The organism is Pseudomonas sp. NPDC087803 (genome assembly GCF_044742995.1).
In the GTDB taxonomy this organism is placed as follows: Bacteria; Pseudomonadota; Gammaproteobacteria; order Pseudomonadales; family Pseudomonadaceae; genus Aquipseudomonas.
The window spans coordinates 38,615-51,907 of the sequence record NZ_JBIUVO010000033.1 but is presented as its reverse complement, the minus strand read 5'-3'; the positions used below and the strand labels follow the sequence as shown (position 1 = coordinate 51,907).

The 13,293-nt window shown below is 60.6% G+C and carries 18 protein-coding genes; all 18 read right to left on the bottom strand.

Going from position 1 to position 13,293, the window contains the following annotated elements:
* Positions 1-135: 135 nt before the first annotated feature.
* A complete protein-coding gene (locus ACIOUG_RS16995) occupies positions 136-636 on the bottom strand; it encodes a CinA family protein (RefSeq protein ID WP_401067118.1) in 501 nt (166 codons plus the stop codon).
* A gap of 68 nt (positions 637-704) precedes the next feature.
* Entirely contained in the window at positions 705-1,223 is a 519-nt protein-coding gene (locus tag ACIOUG_RS16990; RefSeq protein WP_401067116.1) for a lysis system i-spanin subunit Rz, read from the bottom strand.
* Complete coding sequence (locus ACIOUG_RS16985) at positions 1,202-1,768, bottom strand: glycoside hydrolase family 19 protein (RefSeq protein WP_401067114.1); 567 nt, start codon at positions 1,766-1,768, stop codon at positions 1,202-1,204. The genes ACIOUG_RS16990 and ACIOUG_RS16985 overlap by 22 nt, the downstream gene beginning before the upstream one ends.
* A gap of 33 nt (positions 1,769-1,801) precedes the next feature.
* Positions 1,802-2,056, bottom strand: a complete 255-nt coding sequence (locus ACIOUG_RS16980) for a hypothetical protein (protein WP_401067113.1) — start codon at positions 2,054-2,056, stop codon at positions 1,802-1,804.
* Positions 2,056-3,213: a hypothetical protein gene (locus ACIOUG_RS16975; RefSeq protein ID WP_401067111.1), complete on the bottom strand. Its 1,158-nt coding sequence runs from the start codon at positions 3,211-3,213 to the stop codon at positions 2,056-2,058. Before ACIOUG_RS16975 ends, ACIOUG_RS16980 begins: the two co-directional genes overlap by 1 nt.
* Before the next feature lie 18 nt (positions 3,214-3,231).
* A complete protein-coding gene (locus ACIOUG_RS16970) occupies positions 3,232-3,678 on the bottom strand; it encodes a phage tail assembly chaperone (RefSeq protein WP_401067109.1) in 447 nt (148 codons plus the stop codon).
* Positions 3,679-4,575 carry a phage tail protein gene (locus tag ACIOUG_RS16965; protein ID WP_401067108.1) on the bottom strand — a complete coding sequence of 299 codons (897 nt, stop codon included), beginning with the start codon at positions 4,573-4,575 and terminating at the stop codon, positions 3,679-3,681.
* Between the two features lie 41 nt (positions 4,576-4,616).
* A complete protein-coding gene (locus ACIOUG_RS16960) occupies positions 4,617-5,084 on the bottom strand; it encodes a phage tail assembly chaperone (RefSeq protein WP_401067106.1) in 468 nt (155 codons plus the stop codon).
* A complete protein-coding gene (locus ACIOUG_RS16955) occupies positions 5,084-6,007 on the bottom strand; it encodes a hypothetical protein (protein ID WP_401067104.1) in 924 nt (307 codons plus the stop codon). The genes ACIOUG_RS16960 and ACIOUG_RS16955 overlap by 1 nt, the downstream gene beginning before the upstream one ends.
* A gap of 80 nt (positions 6,008-6,087) precedes the next feature.
* Entirely contained in the window at positions 6,088-6,669 is a 582-nt protein-coding gene (locus tag ACIOUG_RS16950) for a tail fiber assembly protein (RefSeq protein WP_401067103.1), read from the bottom strand.
* A 44-nt stretch (positions 6,670-6,713) separates the two neighbouring features.
* Positions 6,714-7,754, bottom strand: coding sequence for a phage tail protein (locus tag ACIOUG_RS16945; RefSeq protein ID WP_226500509.1), 1,041 nt, complete (start codon positions 7,752-7,754; stop codon positions 6,714-6,716).
* A gap of 137 nt (positions 7,755-7,891) precedes the next feature.
* Positions 7,892-8,407 (bottom strand): phage tail protein, encoded by a 516-nt coding sequence (locus ACIOUG_RS16940; RefSeq protein WP_401067101.1) that lies wholly within the window; start codon positions 8,405-8,407, stop codon positions 7,892-7,894.
* A complete protein-coding gene (locus ACIOUG_RS16935; protein ID WP_401067099.1) occupies positions 8,404-9,561 on the bottom strand; it encodes a phage tail protein in 1,158 nt (385 codons plus the stop codon). The genes ACIOUG_RS16940 and ACIOUG_RS16935 overlap by 4 nt, the downstream gene beginning before the upstream one ends.
* Positions 9,562-9,574: 13 nt before the next feature.
* Entirely contained in the window at positions 9,575-10,174 is a 600-nt protein-coding gene (locus tag ACIOUG_RS16930; RefSeq protein ID WP_003222238.1) for a YmfQ family protein, read from the bottom strand.
* Positions 10,162-11,208 carry a baseplate J/gp47 family protein gene (locus tag ACIOUG_RS16925; RefSeq protein WP_401067097.1) on the bottom strand — a complete coding sequence of 349 codons (1,047 nt, stop codon included), beginning with the start codon at positions 11,206-11,208 and terminating at the stop codon, positions 10,162-10,164. The genes ACIOUG_RS16930 and ACIOUG_RS16925 overlap by 13 nt, the downstream gene beginning before the upstream one ends.
* Positions 11,198-11,596: a phage GP46 family protein gene (locus ACIOUG_RS16920; RefSeq protein WP_007964342.1), complete on the bottom strand. Its 399-nt coding sequence runs from the start codon at positions 11,594-11,596 to the stop codon at positions 11,198-11,200. The genes ACIOUG_RS16925 and ACIOUG_RS16920 overlap by 11 nt, the downstream gene beginning before the upstream one ends.
* A complete protein-coding gene (locus tag ACIOUG_RS16915; RefSeq protein WP_338800945.1) occupies positions 11,596-12,105 on the bottom strand; it encodes a phage baseplate assembly protein V in 510 nt (169 codons plus the stop codon). Before ACIOUG_RS16915 ends, ACIOUG_RS16920 begins: the two co-directional genes overlap by 1 nt.
* A 143-nt stretch (positions 12,106-12,248) precedes the next feature.
* A complete protein-coding gene (locus ACIOUG_RS16910; RefSeq protein WP_401067095.1) occupies positions 12,249-13,292 on the bottom strand; it encodes a phage baseplate assembly protein in 1,044 nt (347 codons plus the stop codon).
* Position 13,293: the final 1 nt, after the last annotated feature.

The following is a 13,293-nucleotide window of genomic DNA, read 5'->3' as shown; positions in this document are numbered from 1 at the left end:
CAACCATAAGACCCAATACCACATCAAATTCTTTCAAATTATTTAAGACCATTAAACTCCACAACTAATCAATAAGGCCTGACGGCCAACACCTGTATAAGTAGCCAGTATTATTCCACAGCGTTCGCGGATCGCCTACCCCTGATTTTCGATTTCTCGTGCCGCTAGTCGCAGCAGCCCCTCTAGCGCGGCCTTCACCGTTTGTCGGCGCACTTCATCGCGGTTGCCGGAGAAGTGCTGAACCTCGCTGGAAACCACGTCGCCCACACCCCAGGCCAGCCACACGGTGCCCACCGGTTTGTTCGGTGTACCGCCGTCGGGGCCGGCCACGCCGCTGACTGCCACGGCAAACCGCGCCAGGCTGTGCTTCTGCGCCCCCCGCACCATAAACTCGACGACTTCGCGACTGACCGCGCCCACCGTGCCGAACAATTCGGCGGGCACATTCAGTTGCTGAGTCTTCTGCCGGTTGGAGTAGGTCACGTAACCGGCCTCGAACCACGCTGAGCTCCCGGGAATCCGCGTGATTGCCTCAGCAATCCCGCCACCGGTACAGGATTCGGCCGTGGTGACGTGGGCGTTGAGCAACTGCAAACGTCGGCCAAGCTCGGCAGCCAGTTGAGTGATCTCTTTCACGGTGCGCTCCGGATCGGGTGGAATGACTATCACCGTACACGACCCGGTTGCGCTTTCAATACACAGACTCATTCAAAATGTTCGGGCGCCAGCGCTCTGACATAGGCCTGACAGGCCTGCAAGGCAATCAGTCCGCGGTCGCCGGTGGCGGTGATGGCGATAATTCGTTGAGCATGCGCCGGGTCAAGTCGGGCGCGTACGGTTGCATGATCCACGCCGCCGGGGCCGGTGGCGGCGGGCACCCCGCAGCCTTGGGCAGCGTCGCCGGCGTCGATGAGGACTGACAGGCGCAAATCAGCAGTGGCAAGACGATCGCGCAGGCGATCCTGATCACGTTGGGCATCGCTCATGGCTCGGTAGTGGGTTTGTTCACTGGCTGCGAGCCGTTGCTCGAGCGCCAGACGCTTGTCCTGCTCGGCCTGCTGCGCGGTGGCGGCGGCTGCGGTCAGTTGGTTGAGGGTGTCGGCGTGCTGCCGCGACTGTTCGGCCAGTTGTCGCCCGTAGCGCCAGTCCTGAAATTGCCAGGCCAGCCCGGCGGTTGCCGCAGCCAGTAACAATATGCCGATCAGGCGCCAGGAGATGGACATAGCACCGCCCTCGCCCGCGCCCAGATATCGAGGCGATCCTGCAAACCGTTCAACCCGCCGTTGATTCGGCGGGTGATGCTGTTGAACTGATCGCGGTCGGCCAGATCGTTCAAGCCGTTCTGTTCCCAGAACCATGCTGCGGATTCGGCCGCCCATTGCGGCTGTTCGAGCAATTCCGGCAAGGACAGCAGGCGCTCGTCGCCGAACAGCCCGAGACTGCACTGGCGATAGTTGTTACGCCCGGTGATCTGGATCAGCCCGCGACCACGGTACTTCTGTCCGTCACCATCGGCCTCGGGCGTGTTGCCCAGACGTAACGCCAGCGTGCCGGTGTCGTATTTGCTCAGATACTGGTTGTTGCCCAGTTCGCGCACGTACTGCAACTGCCCCGACTCGTGGCCGATTTGCGCGAGGAACGCAGCGATGCGTTTTGGCGAGTCGATATGGCGGCGAGTCATTGCGTTATTCAGTGCAGAAACAAAAACGCCCGCTTGGGAGCGGGCGTTGGGCATGATGGTTTTAAGGTTGTCTTCAGTTATTTGCATGATGCGTAATCCTCCCTGGATGCTCCGATTGAATCATGGTTGACGGACAACGGCCCCCAGCCATTTTTTTGCCAGAGTTGTCAGGGTGTTGTTCGGTGCCGCGACTTCGGGGGCCGTGAACACCCAGCCGAGGGTGCCGAAATTGGCGTTCCAGTCGATTTGCGGTAGCGGAGTAATGTCGGTGATCTCGACCCAGATCAGATCCGGGTGGAACATTTCGGCCATGTTGCCGTCAGTCGAGAACAGTTCGACCACGGTGTTGTTGACGATGCGTGCGTAGGTTTTCATCAGGCGTACTCGTAGATGATCACAATGCCCGGCGCTCCTGCTCCGCCCGGATGACCTGGCTGGCTGGGGCCATTGGCGATACCACCAGCACCGGAGCCATAGCCGCTGCCCGAAGCTGCACCCGAACCAGCGCCTCTACCAGCGCCACCACTGCCCAGCGGTGAACTCCCGCCATGACCCGCTAGAATTGAACCATTGACATTGATTCCCGGGCTTCCCGCAGCTCCACTGCTGTTGATGATGTTGCCTCCGGTTGCGTTGATGCCTGGCGTACCTCCCACGAATAGACCGAAGCCGGCAACCGCAATCGTTTCAAAACGGGATGATCCGTTCCCCCCAGGAGCGGACACCAGAGAGCCGACAGAACTTGTTCCACCAGGCCCGCCGCTCACGCCAATGGCTCCCGCTGTGCCACCGACGCCTACCGTGATGACCTGACTGCTTCCAATAAGCACCGATGAAATCCATGACTCAACATAACTGCCCGAGGCCCCTCCCCCCGCAAGCGAAGTTTCGTTTGCGCTCGTAGCTGCAACCCCCGCACTCCCGCCACCACCACCCACTACCTTGACCAACACATTCTTCATACCCACCGTCGGCACATATGTACCGGACGAGGCAAACGTCTTCACTCCCAATAACCGTCCACTCGCCGCACCGCCACCGCTGGCATACACCAGCACCCAACTGTCCAGCGCCGCGCTGTACACCACCGAACACACACTGCCGGCGACAATCTCGGCAGGCCGCAACGCACTCAGCGCCAGGCTCACCAGCGGCTTGGGCAGCAACCCGTTCGGCGCAAACGTACTCGCCCCGGTATTGGCATTGCCCGCGGTAAAGCGCAGCGCCAGACCGTCCTTCAACGTGACGATGGCGGGCACGTAGTTGGCCATGTACAGATTGGCCGCCCCGATGTCTGCAGCATGCTTGTCTTCCCCGGCCTGACTGATTTTTTTCAGCGCCTGCAACAGTTGCGTCGCATCGGTTTCGCTGGGTTCAAGACCCGCAGATTTGACAACATTCAACAGTTCATCGGTGACGCTGTTGCCCCAGGTTGCCGGGATCAGCGATCCGGGCAGGCCGGCGACGGCGTCTTCATTGGCGAACTTGCCGTTCACCAGCCCGACGCTGGGAACGCTTTTTGGATAATCCATTTCAATTTCCCTGATGAGTTACAGCGCAGCAGCCAGCCACCTCGGCGCTACCGGCCGATGCTCGTTGAAGGGAAAAAACGAACCTTGCGGCCAGTCTCGCAACTCACGGCGATAGGTTTGCAGTTCGGCGTATTGCTCGGTGGTCAATGTAGTGCCGCCACCGTCCTCGAGTTCATCGCGGTCACGTGCTACCAGACCGTCGGTGGCGGCCAGCTGCGCGGTGCGCCATGAGCGCTCGATATCAGCCGCTTCATCCGGTGAAGGTGGCGGTGGATCGACCAGGATCGGAAAGCCGTTATCCGCTCGCACGCCGATCACTTTCGGGCTGACAGCCATTTGCTGCAGCAGTGAAATCCAGTAGCCCTGGGGAATTTCGATTACGTCGTCGGGAATGTCCGTCGAATTGATACCCGGTACATATGCGCCCCGGGTACTGGCGCTGAACAAAACATTGAACGGATTCATTCAGTAGCCCTTCGCAAGGTAAAAAACACCCCAGTTCGCACTGACGTCACCGGTGTAGCTTCGGACCTTCAACCGGCAGCCCTGCTTCGTCGCAGAATTGGAGTACATGACAACCATCGCGCCGTCGCCCCCTGAGTGGATGGCCACGATCGAGGAAAACGCGTTAGGAAAAGAGATAGGAAAGCTGACATTAATGTCGCCTTTGGCATCCGTGGTGCCAACCCCCCACTGGTCGATGTTACCGCTGGGATAGCGTTGATAACCAACGTTGCCTACAACACCGGAATGCGCTGTGGCGTACCTGTCGCTGACCGACCCTCCATACAATCGCCACTGATTGCTCAGCTTGATCAGATAAGCCGAATCACCAAGATCCAGCTTCAGCGGTCCGAATGTGCCATTACAGGTTTCGATCTGTTCATTGGCTGCCGGACTGATCGTCAAAATACCGGTGCCCGCATTGATCACGTGAAGGGTGCTGGCGTGGGCAATTCCGTTGATTGAAGGCAACGTCGCCGTAATCGGCGAGTTACTCGCAAAACTGGCGACTCCACCTACATTGGCAGCACTCAGAACTGTGCCCGCTCCATAGGACATGAAACCGGAAAACTGCAAACCTGCTCGGGTTACGAATTCAGTCGTTGCAACCGACTTGCCACTGTCGAATTGCGGCGCAGTGACAAATAACTTGTTACTGCGTAAAGCCCGCAGCAACTGATCATTGTCAGACTCTGTAGGTGTAAGACCGGCAGCCTGGATGACCTTCAGTAATTCCTGCGTGACGCCGTTCCCCCAACTCGCTGGAATCAACGATCCTGGTTTACCCGCAACCGGATCCTCATCGACAAACTTGCCGTCCACCAGGCCTGCACTGGGAATACTTTTTGGATAATCCATTACTCATCTCCTGATCTGAAAACACATGCAACTTGACGGCGTTAGCCAACATCAATGGCGAGCCACTCAGGGGCCAAAGGCCGGGAAACTGTCGAAGGAAAATGACTTGAATCCGGCCAGTCGCGCAGCGCCTGGCGGTACTCCAACAACTCCAGATACTGCGCAGCCTTGAGCGTCGTCCCACGTCCCAGTTCCTGCTCGTCACGATGTCGCGTAACCCACCATTCGGTGGTAGACAGGCTGGACTGGCGCCAGAGGCGCGCTACCGCCAGAGGCTCTTGCTCATCGGGGACTGTTTCAGGGGAAACGACCGGACTGCTGGTTACAGGCAACGGCGTAATCTCCTGGCGCAGTTCGCCGATGGGCGCGCCGATTTCGATCTGCATACCCTCCGGCACTTGCACCATCGACTCGACGAAAGCGGGGGCAAACAGTTGGGTGATTGCGTAGTCGCCGGTGTCGATCAGCTCGACTACGACACCATTTTCCACTCGTGCGTAACGGGCCATTACTCGTACTCCCAGATTTCACAAAATGCGTTGCCGCCAGCGCCACTAACAACTGAGGCTGAAGGGTTGACCGAGCAGGAACCGCTGCCACCCGATCCTCGGACGCCGGCGTTGCCAACCGTATTCGAGCCGGTGAATGGGGCCCCACCATCGAACGGACTCGCAGCTCCGCAACCAGAGAGCAATCCCCAATTGCTATTGGTCATTCCATACCCACCGGGACTACCACGGGCGCTGCAAAGGTTGCCGCCAGTGATCGTTCCGCCTACCCCACCCTGAATAAATCCAGAGAAAACGCCAGTAGCCACGACAGCAAGGATTTGCCCGCCGCCGCCGCCCGATACACTCATGTAAGAGCCAAAAGAAGCGCCGCCGCCCGCAAAACCTGTGGTGTTGCTGACAGCGCCACCCGCGCCCAGAGAAACCGGCACACCGACGAGCATTTGCGCCGTCACGTCATATAGGCTTTCGGCATAGGCACCGGAACCTCCGCCGCCACCAAAGATTTGATTAGTCGCCGGCACAGGCGTACACCCACCACCCGAACCACCCGCCCCCACCAACCGCACGCGAATCCGTTTGGCCCTGGGGTTGGGCTTGTAAACCGTGATCCCGACCGTCTCGATCTGCCGCACCGCCAGCAATCGCCCCACCGCATCGGTGATGCCGTAGCCGGCCAACGTGGTCGGGGTGTTTTTCAGTTTGCTGAAGTCGACCAGCGCACCGATGGCCGTGGCCAACTGGTCGGTTCTGGCTTCATCAGGCGTCAGCCCGGCAGCCTTGATCGCGTTGAGAATTTCCTGCGTGACGCTGTTGCCCCACGCGGCCGGGATCAACGATCCCGGTGAACCGGCGATCGGGTTTTCATCTACGAAGCCGCCGTTGACCAGGCCAACGCCGGGAATACTTTTTGGATAGTCCATGTCATAACCCTCCAGTTTTTACAGACAGCCGAACGCCTGCAGCAAAAGGCCATCTGCAATGTTTTCAGTGAAATGACGAGTTATATCGCTGGCGAAACAACGCTCTGTTCCGGCGCGATCGGCCATTCGATGATTGCCGGGTAACCCGGTTGCAGGTCGATCCGCGCCAAGTTCAATGCATAACGCTTCCAGGCTTGCAATGCGGTCAATTGTTCACTGGCTACCTCGCCCAGCTCGTAAGCGTATTGCAGCGGCGCGACGCGAATCACCACGGTGCGCAGACGATTATCGCGCTCGATGTCCGCCTGGGCAGCCTGCCCCGCACGTTCGGCATCGGCATCCAGAACCCAGCCTTCATCCTTCCAGATGTAATATTCGTTGGGGCGAGGCGTGACAGTCAGGTGATCAGGCAATGGGCCGAACTCGGTCCAATAGAACGAGAGACCATTGTCCTTGCGAAACACCAAACGCTCACGTAAATCGAGCAGTTGCGCCGCTTGCCCATCACGCCACACCCACGCATAACCAGACTCGACGGCCGGCAGCGGTTGCGGAAGTTCGATTGCGTTGCCGGGTATTTGCACACCTATCCCGGGAACGAGCATGGGTTCGAATGGACCGGTAATTTCTCGCGTCATTTCATCGACATAGTAATAAGGCATTGTTCACTTCCATTTGCTATTGCAAGGGGCCGGAGGCACCGGCATCAGATGAGTTTTATGCGAGCTGGATAGGCGACATTTCGCGGGCGAGTCATACCCCAGTAGCCACTGACCAGATTTTCGGCAAACGCCGCAGCCGACCAATAGGAAAGACCGGCGAACGATGTCGGGTCGACGCCAACCGTCGCCAGATCACCAATCCCCTGCACCGCTGGAGCATTACCGTTGTCACCGGTGATGTTGGTGCCGGACTGCCAGGACCCGGCGACCCGCGCCGTATCGATGTTGCGCTGTTCATCGAGCACCCGGATAAATTCGCCACGGACCTCCGGGCCTCGAAATGTCTTGACCCCGTCACCGCTGCTCCAGCCGCCGGCCCGCGCAGCTTCTGCGCGCAACATGCCGGACTGCACGGCGTGATCCCAGAGCCAAGGCCATTCGGAACGCAGCATTTCCCGGCCATCCAACGCGCCGTAGCCGCCGGGGTTCGCGGCTGTCGAGGTCTCGAATACGATCCGGCCCAAAGGTGTCGCGTCGAACCGACCGACCGGCCACCAGTTACCAGTGCCGTCACTGCGCAGGTGCCACCAGTCTCCCGCCCCTATCAACGCCAGAAACGGATAGCCGTTTGCCGACAAGTGCGTGTGAAACCTGATCCGGTCATTGCCGGAAGCTTGCACCACCAGGCGTTTACTGCTGTTGTCGACACGACGAACGATGAAGTCGCGAATGCCGGACAACGTACTGACGGCCGGCAGATTGATCGTGGTATCCGCTGTACTGGCGCTGATCAGAACCAGCCCGGCTTCCTCCGGTGCCAGGACTTTTGATGTCGAAACTTCAGTGACCCGCGAAGACATCGGACTGGCCAGGCTCAGGAGCTTTTGCAACGCCGACAACAACTGATTGTTGGTTCCTTCAGCCGGGGTCATTCCGGCCGCCTTGATCACGGACAACAGCTCTTCGGTTACGCTGTTACCCCACACCGCCGGAATCAACGAACCCGGGGTTCCTGCCACCGGGTTTTCATCGACAAAGCGGCCATCGACCAGGCCGACGCTGGGGACGCTTTTTGGATAATCCATAGGTCTTTCATTCCTCTGAAATAACAAATGAACCGCGTCGCAGCGATCGCGAGTGCGAGCCTGCGGCGGTCTGTTTTCTGAAAATAAAAAGCCCACGGTGAAGTGGGCTTGGGTGATGCAGCAGGAAAGCGTTGCGACTAGAGAGTCTGGCGGCTGACCAGTTCGCGAATCACCGCCAAAGCTTCATTGCCAGCACTGCGCGCCAGATCGAGATTGCCTTTGGCTGCGTGCGCACGGATCTGGTTTTTGGCCTTCAGGCGCAAGGTGCGCAAAGTCAGCAAGTGATCGGTGAGCTGGTCGGCTTTGCTCAGTATCTGCTCGGCAGCCTGTTTGGCAGTGCGACCTTTGACCACCCACGCAGCGACTGACAATGGCACTTCTTTTTTCGGGTAACCAGCGTCCTGATAGGCCTGGGCGTCGGCAGCAGCCTGGGCGTATTCCATGGCTTTCAGCGGGTCGCCGGCGAGTGCGATGCGCGCGCTGTCGGCGGTCGCATCAACCCTGGCGCATAGTCGTTCAGCCTCCTGCTGTTCCAGTTGCGCGACTTTTTCCGGATTGACGACCCACTGTTCGCCGTTCCAGTCATGGGCGACCGACGGCTGCGCAGGACGCAATTCGCCGTCAATCTGATGGAGTTCCTGAATGACGATCATCGAATCAGCTCCCACTGCAATTGGACGTTCACGGCGTCGCCGAAATTGATCGCGATGCCAACGCTGTAGTCTGTCAACGGATGGCTCTTGATACCCATGCTGAACAGCAGTTCATCACTGTCGGCATTGGATTGCCCCAGATTGTGCTCGGCCTGATAGGACTGCCAGAGCGAGCGCAAATTGGCATGATCAAAACTGGCGGTCAGCGTCGAGACTGTGACGTCGTAGAGAATGTTGTTGGTGAAGATCACGCACGGTTGCTGAGTGGCTGGGTTCCAGCCTCCCGCATTATTGGAAACGCCAGTTGAAACGGGTGACAGGTAGCTGTAGTTGCCACCCGCCCAACCGGTCGCCGGAAACGCGACGCTGGTAACGGCCGTTGACGAAGGCGTCGGATTGCCCACCACCAGCCGCGCGGCACGGGCATGCGGGTCCAGCGGCAGAAACACCGCCCCCGTGCCGTTGACGGTCTGAGTCCAGGTCAAGCGTGCGCGGTTGTAAATCGCACGCACCGTCGGCACGGAGCCCGGCGCGCCGGTGACCACCCAGGCCAGGCACATATCCAGCACCGAGCTCTGGAAACCGCCGCCGGCAGCACCGTTGGCCGTTCCTTTCAGAGAATCGGGCGCCACGTCAAAGATCGTCCCGCGCTGGGTATAAAAACTCAGGACACCGCCCACTACCTGCGCACGCAGGAAGTAGTTGGAGCTAGGCAAAAGGTCTGCACTGCTCCAGGTCTGAGTCGTGAACGTACGCGAACGCCCCAACTGACCGGCCACCACTTCCTGGCCAATGCTGATGTAAATACCCGCCGGCACCGACACTCGACCGCCATTGACAGATCCGGCTGCAGGAGTAATGGGTAATCGCGCATCCGCCGTGGCAACCGTTGGCAAAGGCAACGCCGACAGCGGCAACGCCAGATCCTGATTCCACCCCTTGGCTGTCACCGACTGAATCGCCTGCAACAACTGATCGTACGTCTTCTCGTCCGGAGTCAGATCCCCGGCCTTGATCACGTTGAGAATTTCCTGCGTAACTCCATTGCCCCAGTCCGCCGGAATCAGCGATCCCGGTGTCCCGGTCAGCGGGTTTTCATCGACAAACTTGCCATTCACCAGACCGGCGCTGGGCACACTCTTCGGATAATCCATCCCTCATTCCTCCCTAGTCATAATTGATGTGCACCTTGGTATGCGCCGGTGCACTGCGGTGGATCAGGCATTCGAGCGCCGAGCCCGGATTCACGCCGAAGCGCTCGCCCCAGTAGCTCGCGCCGTAGCGCCGACCGAGCAGCAGGCGGCCGCCGGTGTTGAGCGTCCACATGAACTGCGCCTCCCAAGTGCCCCAGTGCGCTGCGCCGAAACGCGCGCGGCCCATGCGTGGGGCTTCGTGTTCGGTGATGCTGGCGTTGGGGTAGCCTTGGCTTTTGGCGATGTCGAGGTAGTAACCGACGGCCTGGCTGCCGACCGCGAGCAAACGGCGGCGTACGGCGAGGCGGCGGTCGTCGAACAGTGGCGTGGCGCCCAGGCACGGGTCGGGCAGCTCCATCACCCGCTCCCAGTCCGGCACCAGTTCGCTGACGCCCGCCGGGTCCATTTCGTTGAGCAGGTCGGCGGCGCGGGCGTCGAGGCGGGCCAGTTCGACGGCCACGCCTTGCAGCACTTCCTCAAGTTCCGGGACGCGTTCCGGGTCCCACGCCGGGCCGCTGGGCAGCAACGCGCGCAGCTGCGCCTGGTATTGCGCGGCGGTTCTTATGCCCCCCATACGCAGCCTCCGAAGGTCAGCAGTTCGCTTTGCCCGGCAGGCACGTCAGCGGCCGGCGCGGTCAGCGTGTGATCGTACTCACCGCCGGCGCTGCTGATGGCTTCGCGGATATGGCTGATCAGCAACGGCACACCCAGATCGGCCTCGCGGTTGTGCAGGTCGCGCAACTGCGCTTCAACGGCGGCGCGCACGGCACTGGTGTCCGGATTGACGCTCTTGAAGCGATACACCACCGGCACCTGAATCGGCCGCTGTACATGCACTTCCGCCGTCACAGGACGCAGCGGTTCGATGTACTCCTGAACCTCCGCCAGTTGCTCATCGTTGGGCACCGGTTGCGGATCTTCATCACGCATGATGAACACCGTCACCGTGCCCGGCCCGAGCAGGCCGCCACGACACCAGGCGCGCGTCACGCCCGGCACCTCCAGCGCCCAGGTCTCGTAGTCGCTGGCCGAACCGCCGTGGGGGATCACGCGATAGGAGCGGATCACCCGCGAGCGCAGCGACTCCAGGCTTTCCCGCGCCACGCCGCCACTGAGGCCGGGCGCTAGCACCACAAAGCTGTTGCCGACCACACCGGCGATCGGCTGCACCGGGTTCAGCGCCAGACCGGCGTCGGCATTGCCCAGGTTGCCGGCATCCAGCGCCGCGATGGTGGTGCTGTTGTTGCCATTGGTGGTGGTGCGTGAAGCGGTGACTTTATAGGTACGACCATCGCTCGCTTGCAGCAGCGTGTCGACGTCAAGCACGGCGCCTGCGGTCGCGGTGAAGCTGACGCTTCCGGTCGCCACTTGCGCCGGTTTGCGCGGCTGATTCAGGCGCAGCGCGGCGATGCGCTCCAGGGTCGACTCATCGGCCTTGTCCGGCAGGATCTGCTCGGCAATCCAGTCGAGATAACCGTACAGACCATAAGCGGCACCACCGAGGGTGCGGGCCAGCACTTGCGCATCGGACTGGCGCAGCGAATCGCCGGCCAGGTCGCTTTGGGTGCGCTTGATCAGCACCGGCAGCGAAGGGGTTTCAAACGGCATAGATCACCTGCCAACTGTTATCGGGGTTGATGTCCAGACGTTCGCCGTCGGCCAGGGTCAGGACCGTGCGCAGGTTCAGGCGCTGGGCGTCGAGGCGTTCGCTGATGATGTCGATGGCGCTGCAGTGGCCGTCGTCGATCAGCCATTGCAGGGCTTCGCGGGCATAGAACTCGGCGTCCATCTGGGTCTGTCGGGTCAGCTTGACCCGGCGCAACAGCCACAGCCGCGAACCGATGCGATCGTCGGCAACGGTTGGAAAGCTGTCGCCCCACCAGCCGAAGCGCTCCTCGTCGTCGAGGGCGTCGTCATCGGCGGCGCGGCGCCAGGTGAACAGGCTGATGAGCACAGCGCGGGTCAGTGCGGCGTGGAGGTTCTGGCTGACAAGCATCATTTGCCTCCTGCCGGCGCACCGGTCTGGCCGCTGCCGGCCTGCACGCCGACATGCACGTGTTTGATCTGGCTGATGCCGCCGGCGAGTTGATCGCCGGTGGAGACGATCTTGCCGGTCTGGTTGATTACTGGCGTGTCGAAATTCACCGCGCTGCTGGCGCGGATGTTCAGGGTGGCGGTTTCGATGTCGATGATCCGCCCGCGCTTGAAGTGAATCTTGTCGCCCTCGTCGGTGTAGATCGCCACTTCGCCCGAGGCCAGCGCCTGCAGGCGATAACGGCGGTCGGCGACCACCAGGGCGATGGCGTGAGAACGGTCGCCGCCGAGAAACGTGACGATGCCTTCGGCACCGGCCAGCGGGTTGCTGGTGAAACCGTAGGGTTCAAAATGCTCCATGTCGTCGTTCACCTCGCCGGCGGTGAGGCGCATTTGCAGCGATTGCAGCTTGGATGCCGAATTGGCGAGCACGACAGTGCCGCGCGCCAGCAGGCGTGTCAGTAGGCTCATGAATTGTCCTCAGGGAGCAGACCCGACACGGACAACATGTGGGAGCGGGCTTGCTCGCGAAAGCGGTGGGTCAGTCAATGGGATGTTGGAGCTGCTGACGCTTTCGCGAGCAAGCCCGCTCCCACAGGGGGTCGGTGTCAGGCTCAGGTTTTTTTCGGAGGCATGGGATCAGGATCGAAGGTATGCGGTGGCGCCACTTGCAGCGTGGTTACCGAGCCTTGCGCCGACAGCGAATAGGTGACTTTGGAAATCAACATGTCGCCATCGAACCCGAGCACCGGGTCCTTGACCTTGACCAGCGTGTTGTGGCGCCACAGATCGCCATTGGACTGGCGCCAGCCCTGTACCTGATAGGTAGTGGTCTGCGCCCGGCCCATGCGGGTGGCGCTTTCCCATTGGGCGCGTTGCTGGGCCAACTCGAACGTCAGTGCGGTGCCCTCGTTGATGATCGTGGTGCGTCGGCGTTTGAAGCTCAGATCAGCCGCGCTGGATTGAACCTCGCTGACGGCCGCCCCGCTCTTCTTGTCCGAGCCTTTCTGCTGACCGATCACTCGGTATTCAGAAAACACCTGGCTCTGATCCATCGGCGCGTTCGCCGACAGAATGTTCTTGCCCAACTCCAGCGCGTCACTGGCCCGACCACCGCTGCCGGGCTTGGCCAGCACCAGCCGGCCTTGCTCGTCATCAGTGGAAAACACCCGGAACAGCGAGAGCAGACGATCAATCGACTGGAACACTGTTTCGCCCGGCACGATGGTGTGTTTGGCGAGCCGCGCGGTCTCGGGAATTTCGTTGACCACGTACAGCGAGTATTCCGCCGCCAGAGCCTGGACGATGCTCAGCAGCGGTTGCTCTTGCCATTGGTTCGGCCGGTTGGTGGCTGCGCAATCGACCAGATCCTGAGTCTTGGAACTGCCCTCGATGCTCAGGCTGATCTGGCGTCCGTCGTAACTGATCGGGGCCTTGAACACGTAGCCGGTGAGCACCAGATCCTGGCCGATTTTCACTTCGCACGGGTCACCCGGTTTGATCCGTTGATCCACCGTCTGCCCCGGCCACTGCCAGGTGATATCGAGTTTGAAGGTGCGGAACTGGCGCTCCAGATCAGCCGTGATTTCCACGCTTTTCCAGCCGCCGTATTCCATGTTGTTGACGGTCAGCGTGACATGGTTATCCATCTCGCTCATG

Excerpts from the sequence above, each read along its gene's own strand:
- ACIOUG_RS16990 (WP_401067116.1), bottom strand. The coding sequence starts at position 1,223 with ATGTCCATCTCCTGGCGCCTGATCGGCATATTGTTACTGGCTGCGGCA.
- ACIOUG_RS16985 (WP_401067114.1), bottom strand. The coding sequence starts at position 1,768 with ATGCAAATAACTGAAGACAACCTTAAAACCATCATGCCCAACGCCCGC.
- ACIOUG_RS16980 (WP_401067113.1), bottom strand. The coding sequence starts at position 2,056 with ATGAAAACCTACGCACGCATCGTCAACAACACCGTGGTCGAACTGTTC.
- ACIOUG_RS16975 (WP_401067111.1), bottom strand. The coding sequence starts at position 3,213 with ATGGATTATCCAAAAAGCGTTCCCAGCGTCGGGCTGGTGAACGGCAAG.
- ACIOUG_RS16970 (WP_401067109.1), bottom strand. The coding sequence starts at position 3,678 with ATGAATCCGTTCAATGTTTTGTTCAGCGCCAGTACCCGGGGCGCATAT.
- ACIOUG_RS16965 (WP_401067108.1), bottom strand. The coding sequence starts at position 4,575 with ATGGATTATCCAAAAAGTATTCCCAGTGCAGGCCTGGTGGACGGCAAG.
- ACIOUG_RS16960 (WP_401067106.1), bottom strand. The coding sequence starts at position 5,084 with ATGGCCCGTTACGCACGAGTGGAAAATGGTGTCGTAGTCGAGCTGATC.
- ACIOUG_RS16955 (WP_401067104.1), bottom strand. The coding sequence starts at position 6,007 with ATGGACTATCCAAAAAGTATTCCCGGCGTTGGCCTGGTCAACGGCGGC.
- ACIOUG_RS16950 (WP_401067103.1), bottom strand. The coding sequence starts at position 6,669 with ATGCCTTATTACTATGTCGATGAAATGACGCGAGAAATTACCGGTCCA.
- ACIOUG_RS16945 (WP_226500509.1), bottom strand. The coding sequence starts at position 7,754 with ATGGATTATCCAAAAAGCGTCCCCAGCGTCGGCCTGGTCGATGGCCGC.
- ACIOUG_RS16940 (WP_401067101.1), bottom strand. The coding sequence starts at position 8,407 with ATGATCGTCATTCAGGAACTCCATCAGATTGACGGCGAATTGCGTCCT.
- ACIOUG_RS16935 (WP_401067099.1), bottom strand. The coding sequence starts at position 9,561 with ATGGATTATCCGAAGAGTGTGCCCAGCGCCGGTCTGGTGAATGGCAAG.
- ACIOUG_RS16930 (WP_003222238.1), bottom strand. The coding sequence starts at position 10,174 with ATGGGGGGCATAAGAACCGCCGCGCAATACCAGGCGCAGCTGCGCGCG.
- ACIOUG_RS16925 (WP_401067097.1), bottom strand. The coding sequence starts at position 11,208 with ATGCCGTTTGAAACCCCTTCGCTGCCGGTGCTGATCAAGCGCACCCAA.
- ACIOUG_RS16920 (WP_007964342.1), bottom strand. The coding sequence starts at position 11,596 with ATGCTTGTCAGCCAGAACCTCCACGCCGCACTGACCCGCGCTGTGCTC.
- ACIOUG_RS16915 (WP_338800945.1), bottom strand. The coding sequence starts at position 12,105 with ATGAGCCTACTGACACGCCTGCTGGCGCGCGGCACTGTCGTGCTCGCC.
- ACIOUG_RS16910 (WP_401067095.1), bottom strand. The coding sequence starts at position 13,292 with ATGAGCGAGATGGATAACCATGTCACGCTGACCGTCAACAACATGGAA.